Source organism: Peptoniphilus sp. oral taxon 386 str. F0131 (assembly GCF_000090945.1).
Taxonomy (GTDB): Bacteria; Bacillota; Clostridia; order Tissierellales; family Peptoniphilaceae; genus Anaerosphaera; species Anaerosphaera mikwangii.
The window spans coordinates 846,440-851,040 of sequence record NZ_GL349422.1 but is presented as its reverse complement, the minus strand read 5'-3'; the positions used below and the strand labels follow the sequence as shown (position 1 = coordinate 851,040).

The following is a 4,601-nucleotide window of genomic DNA, read 5'->3' as shown; positions in this document are numbered from 1 at the left end:
GTGTTACTCACCCGTCCGCCGCTAATCCAAGGTTTCTTTGTCCCGAAGAACTCCAAATCCTTTTCATCGCTCGACTTGCATGTGTTAGGCGCGCCGCCAGCGTTCGTCCTGAGCCAGGATCAAACTCTCAATTGAAATTTGTATCCTTAGCTTTCAGTTTCTTTCACTGACTTTTTCCGCTAAGCTTTTTGCTTTGCTTGTGTTTCTTTCTCTTACACTATTTAATTATCAAGGTTTGCCACTCTTAAAGTAGCTTTAATATTATATAACGCCTTTTGCTCTTTTGTCAAGAACTTTTTTCAGGCTTTTTGTCAACTTACTTCGTCGACTTCATTAGTTTACCATTTGATTTTTCATGTGTCAATATGATTTTTTATAATTCATTCACTATTTTTAAAAGTTCATCATTTGGGCTTATATGATATGCTTTCTTTAGATATTCTTTGTATTCTATATTGCCGATATTAAACAAAAGCATACCTAAATTATAATTTAAAATATAGCTGTCTTCTATTAAATCTATTGCCTGTTTGTAATTTTCCACCGCTAAACTTTCTTCTCCCAATGATATAAGACATATCGACTTTTGATTATAATAATTTTCTATTTTTTCATTTATTTTAATTGCTTCTTCTATACTGTTTAATGCTTCTGTTTTAAATCCTAAATTATATTGGCATATACTGAACAGATAATATAATTCGTCTTTATTGGGATATAAATCCGAAACTTTTTGAAGTATTTTATATGCCTCCTGAAACTTTCCATAGCTTATATATGTTTGTGATGTTTCAATATTTGCATAATCTTCTAATTCCTGTAAATTATCTCTGACTTCATTTTTTAATACTTCCATATCTTCGGACGCTGTATTTAAAAATTTTTCAAAGTACAATTTCGATTTGAGATAATTTTTTAATCCTTGATTTATAAAGCCGAGTCTATAATAACAGAGTGAATTCTTATCATTCACTTTCAGTATATTTTCATATCCGTTTATTATATCTTTTAATAGTTTGGATTTCTCATCGTCTTTCAGTTTGTTTAAGTTTTCGTTATATATTTTTTCGATTATGTTTATCTTCGTAAATTCTACTTCTTCATCATATTCAAGTAATAATTCCGCTGATTTAATATAAATATAACTATCAATATAATTGCTGTTTTTTGATGCCATATAGCTTAAATACATTATATATTCTTTAAGGTTTTTTATTGTAGAGTTAATTATTTTTACATAATCATCACTGTATTTAAAGTCCGGTTCTATCCCGAGCAAATAAACTATAGCTTCATCTATTATTTCTATATTTATATTTTCACCAAGTTTCCCTTTTTTTATTCCTCCTATTAAACTGTTTAAATTAATCGGAAGAGGTGTTTCTGTATCTAATTCTATATTTCCGACTTTAGTTTTAGATTTTAATTCTAAAAAAACTATATTCTTCAAACTATCTTTTACTATTTTTTCTAAATACATTATATTTCACCCATATATTGTCTTTTTCTCATCGTACTTCTACTAAGTATGTTAAATAAAGCTCCTCTGAAAATAACATATACCGCTGTAAGAAATGATGAGCCTACAAACTTAAAAATATTTGCAGCATTAAATTTTATTCCCGTCAACAATGATATAGGGTTATATAGTAGAGTCAGTGTATCATATTTTCCTACTGCCAAATAAATTACTCCCAAATAAATGAATAACGGAACTAACCAGTGTAATGCATTGTCTTTCATAAATTCTAAACTATAGCTATAAGCTGATATATATGATTCTCCTCTAATATATACCGCTTCACTTATCGGATTTAATAAAATAAAAATTACAAACGATAATATAAAGTACAAGTCACCGACAAATGATGTAATGTAAGATATCAGTATCATTATAAAATACACTGAATATATTTGCCTGAAATTTTTTGTAAAAGTATTTCCTATATTATTAAATCGTATTCTATTATAGCTGTTTATATCCGAAAGAAATTCAAAATAACTTGACATTATTAATGAATATAATACAGGAGCTAAAAATCCCATAATATATGTATTTCCCAATAGCGTTGTTGTGAACATACCGAATATTATCGTAGATGCAAATATCAACAGCCCATATATCATCGGAAATAATAACACTACCGGATTTTTCTTTATTCTTATTTCAGTTTCTTTAATCGCCTTTAAATAAACCATTTTTAAATCGTTCATATAATTCATTTAATCACCTCTATTATTATTGACTACTTTACATTATAAATAAAATCAAAAATTTTTTCCAGCTAATATAATTATATTAAAGAAAGTATTTGAGAAAATTGTAAATAAATACTATACTTAATATATATGCTTAGGAGGTAATGATGAAATTTAATTTTAAAAAGAAATTTTTATGTTTGCTTTTCTCGTTAATTATAGTACTGTTGCCAAATTCAAATGTATTTGCAAAACAGGACTTTACGGAAACTATAAGTCCGGGAGTTGTCAGAGAAGAGCACATCGTAGATTATGACGGCAAAAGCACTGTTATAAATTTATTAAAGTGCGATTTGACTAATCCGTACTTAAATCTTTCAGTTGTCGCAGGTAAGGGAAAATATACTAAAAGAGCAACTGTATCTGAAATGGCAAACGCAACAGATGCAACTGCACTTGTAAATGGTGATTTTTTTAATATGATACTTCAAGGTTCGCCTGAAGGCCCGTCAATTATAGAAGGAAAGCTGCAAAGCTCACCTTGTGTATATACAGGACTGTATTCTCTCGGTATTACATCAGATAATACCGCTATGATTGAACAAATTTCATTTAGCGGAAAAGTAACTGCTCCAAATGGAAAATCATATCCAATTGACGGACTTAACAAATCATATTATTGGTATGAACCTACAAACGAATATTCTCATCAAAATAAAATTCAGCTATACAATGATTTTTGGGCTTCAAAATCAAGAGGAGACAAAAAAAATACTGAAATATTAGTAAATTCCGATGGAGTAATTGAAAAAATAAGTGAAAGTAAAAATTTTGACTTTAGCGTACCGGATGGAAAATATATACTTCAAGTGGAAGGTAAAGCTTACGAATTTATAAAGTCAAACGTAAAAATCGGCGATAAAATAAATATTGAATATGCAATAACTCCGGATAAAGATTTTAAATTTCTGATAGGAGGGCACGCACTGTTAGTAGATAATGGTGAAGTTGTAAAATATACTAAAGATATAAACGTACTTGGTGGAGTTAGAGCAAGAACAGCCGCAGGTATATCCCAAGACGGAAAAACTCTATATATTGCATCTGCCGAAGGTAGAACAAAGAGAAGTTCAGGATTAAAACTATCTCAATTATCAGATTTTATGAAATCCATCGGAGCTTACAAAGCACTTAATTTAGATGGCGGAGGATCTACTGCAATGGTTCTTAAAAATCTTGGAGAATTTGAAAGAACAAGAGTTATAAATCCGGAACGAAACGCAGGAGAAAGAAAAGTTGTAAGCGGTATTGGAATTTTCAACACTGCTCCTGATTCAAACGTAGTTGCGGGAGTTAAAATAAAAGGTCCTAACATAATGGTAGTTGGCGAAAGTGCAGAATTCGGACTCGGTGGCGCTTGGAATGAAAATCTGAAACCGATAAAAACTGATAATTTAAAATATTCTTTACTCGGTATGAATCAGGAAGACGGAACTTGGAATGAAAACTTATTTTTGGCACTTGTTCCCGGTGAAATTAATCTGATTTTATCCACTGAAGAAGGTATATCTGCAACAAAAAAAATCGAAGTCAAAGATTTTAACTATATCGAAAAATTAATAGTCAATACAGATAAAAAAAGAATTGCTGAAAATGAGACGTTAAATGTAACCACTAAAGCAATACTCAAAAATAAGAAAGAAGTTATTTTAAGTCCGAGAGTTTTAACATATGCTTTAGATGGGTTTAACGGAGAATTTGATCAAAACGGAAACTTAAAAATTCTTTCATTTAACGGAAAAGCTGTATCGGACATAATTGTAAATGCAGGAAGTATAAGTTCCGTTGCAAAGATCTATGATCACAGTGCAAAACTCATCAAAATGAATATAGACAAAAAATCCTATATGATAAATGAAGAAAATAAAACAATGGATTCAGCTCCATTTATTAAAAATGACAGAACCTTTGTACCTGTTAGATTTATAGTTGAAGGCTTTGGAGGAGATATATCTTATGACGAAACTGCAAAAACAGTAAATATCTTATATGCTGATAAGAATATAAGCATACCGTTAAATGAAAAATATATATCTATAAATGGTAATAACCAGGAAATAGATGCGGCAGCTTTTATAAAAGACGGAAGAACTTTTGTACCAATCAGGTTTATTGCAGAAGCGCTTGGAATGGATGTGTCCTATGAAGGAAGCTCAAAAACAATTTCAATACTTGAAATTCCAAACAATGCTCAAGATGTTATTCCTCAAACTCAACCTGAAAATGTAGAACATCCTAAAACAAACTCGAATAAAAATACTGTAAATAAAAATCAAAACAGTACAGTTCCAAACTAAAATAATTAAATTAAAAAATCCTTTTATTAGATTAAATCTAATAAA

Annotated in this window: 3 protein-coding genes; 1 reads left to right on the top strand and 2 read right to left on the bottom strand. The window is 29.7% G+C overall.

Features of this window, described 5'->3' with window-relative positions; genetic code table 11:
- Positions 1-373: 373 nt before the first annotated feature.
- Positions 374-1,480, bottom strand: a complete 1,107-nt coding sequence (locus HMPREF0629_RS03990) for a tetratricopeptide repeat protein (RefSeq protein ID WP_009222081.1) — start codon at positions 1,478-1,480, stop codon at positions 374-376.
- A complete protein-coding gene (locus HMPREF0629_RS03985) occupies positions 1,480-2,223 on the bottom strand; it encodes a hypothetical protein (protein WP_009222080.1) in 744 nt (247 codons plus the stop codon). The genes HMPREF0629_RS03990 and HMPREF0629_RS03985 overlap by 1 nt, the downstream gene beginning before the upstream one ends.
- 143 nt (positions 2,224-2,366) lie before the next feature.
- On the opposite strand from HMPREF0629_RS03985, the gene HMPREF0629_RS03980 reads away from it, so the two are divergent.
- The gene (locus HMPREF0629_RS03980) at positions 2,367-4,556 is read left to right on the top strand and encodes a stalk domain-containing protein (RefSeq protein WP_039856850.1); all 2,190 of its coding nucleotides are present in this window, start codon (positions 2,367-2,369) and stop codon (positions 4,554-4,556) included.
- Positions 4,557-4,601: the final 45 nt, after the last annotated feature.

Excerpts from the sequence above, each read along its gene's own strand:
- HMPREF0629_RS03980 (WP_039856850.1), top strand. The coding sequence starts at position 2,367 with ATGAAATTTAATTTTAAAAAGAAATTTTTATGTTTGCTTTTCTCGTTA.
- HMPREF0629_RS03985 (WP_009222080.1), bottom strand. The coding sequence starts at position 2,223 with ATGAATTATATGAACGATTTAAAAATGGTTTATTTAAAGGCGATTAAA.
- HMPREF0629_RS03990 (WP_009222081.1), bottom strand. The coding sequence starts at position 1,480 with ATGTATTTAGAAAAAATAGTAAAAGATAGTTTGAAGAATATAGTTTTT.